Origin of the sequence: Brevundimonas sp. EAKA (assembly GCF_000698025.1) — a bacterium.
GTDB classification, from domain to species: Bacteria; Pseudomonadota; Alphaproteobacteria; order Caulobacterales; family Caulobacteraceae; genus Brevundimonas; species Brevundimonas mediterranea_A.
This window is the reverse complement of record NZ_JMQR01000248.1, coordinates 1-1,496: the sequence shown is the minus strand read 5'-3', so window position 1 is coordinate 1,496 and position 1,496 is coordinate 1. Positions and strand designations below refer to the sequence as shown.

Sequence of the window (1,496 nt, the reverse complement as noted above, 5' to 3'; positions counted from 1 at the left end):
TCTCCACCGCTTCGCGGTCCCCCTCCCCCGACGGGGGAGGATTTCATCACAACACCCCCTTGGTGGATGGCACGGCGTCGCCTTCGACCCGGATGGCCTGGCGCAGGGCGCGGCCGAAGGCCTTGTAGACGGCCTCGGTCTTGTGGTGGTCGTCCTGGCCCGTGACCTTGATGTGGACGGCGGCGCCCATGGCCTCCGCCAGCGAGCGGAAGACGTGGGCCGTCAGGTCGGTGCGGTAGTCGCCGATGAAGGGGGTGTCGAACGTGCCCTCGAACAGCGGATAGGGGCGGCCGGACAGGTCGATGGAGACGGTGGCGTTGGCCTCGTCCATCGGCAGGACGAAGCCGTAGCGGGCGATGCCCTTTCGCTCGCCCAGCGCCTGTTTCAGAGCCTGACCCAGGGCGATGGCGCTGTCCTCGATCGTGTGGTGCGGGTCGGTGTGCAGGTCGCCTTCGCACTGGAGGCGCAGGGAGAAGCCGCCGTGGGCCGCGATCTGCTCCAGCATATGGTCGAAGAAGCCGACGCCGGTCTCGATCCTGATGGGGCCGGGGGCGTCCAGATCGACGGCGCAGACTATGCGGGTCTCTTTCGTGTCGCGCACGGCCTGACCGACGCGGGCGGGGCGACGCTTGGCGGGCGTCAGGCCAAAGGCGGCCAGCAGCCGGTCGTTGACCTCGGGCTTGATCGAGACGGGCAGGCGCAGGCGCTCGCCGGACAGGTCGGCCGCGACGCCATAGGTGGCCAAGGCGGCCAGGGCGGCGGCGGGGTCTTCCGGCCGGGCCATGACGATGGGGCCGACGCCGGGCTCGACCGGCATCTGGCGGCCCAGTTCGCGGGCGATCCGCTCGCGCTCGCGTCGGACCGAGGCGATCCGCTCGGCGGTCTCGATCATCCGCGACGGGTCCAGCGCCTGTTGCGCCAGCCGAACCAGGGGTTCGGGCAGGGCGTAGGGTTCGAGCACCGAGGCGAGGCGGGCCAGGCGGCGGGCCTGGGCGATGGCTGCGCCGACGCGGGCGCCGGCCAGGCCATAGGCCAGGGACAGGCTGCGCAGCACGACCAGGTTCGGCTGATCGGCGACGACGGTGGCGGCGGAGACGCTGTCGGAGAATTCGATCAGGCCTTCGTCCACCACCAGCAGGGCCGGGGCGACGCGGGCGGCCATTTCGGCCACGGCCTCGGGCGAGCCGAGGGCGCGGATGACCACGACTGCGGGTTCGCCCTTGGCCGGATAGATGGCGGCGAGGCTGTCATAGGGTTCGGCCTTGGGCGCCTCGACCGAACCGCCGTCGCGGGCGGCGAGGCGATAGGCCAGCTCCAACCCGTGGGTCAGGCCGCGCACCGGCAGGACCTGGTCGGCGGGCACGGCGTAGATCGCGGCCATTCGGGCAGCCAGGGCCGAGGCGTCGCCGGGATAGCGATCTAGGCCCTCGCCGCCGGAGACCAGTGGGGGATAGGGGGCGGGCAGGGTCATTTGAAATCCTCCCCCCTTGGGGGAG

At 71.7% G+C, this 1,496-nt stretch carries 1 protein-coding gene; it reads right to left on the bottom strand.

The genetic code is table 11. From position 1 onward, the window contains the following. Window positions 1–46: 46 nt before the first annotated feature. On the bottom strand, window positions 47–1,471 hold the full coding sequence (hisB, locus tag ER13_RS17265; protein WP_035311377.1) for an imidazoleglycerol-phosphate dehydratase HisB: 1,425 nt from the start codon (window positions 1,469–1,471) through the stop codon (window positions 47–49). Window positions 1,472–1,496: the final 25 nt, after the last annotated feature.

What these genes read in the sequence shown, in the direction of transcription:
- hisB (WP_035311377.1), bottom strand. Translation starts at nt 1,471, where the DNA reads ATGACCCTGCCCGCCCCCTATCCCCCACTGGTCTCCGGCGGCGAGGGC.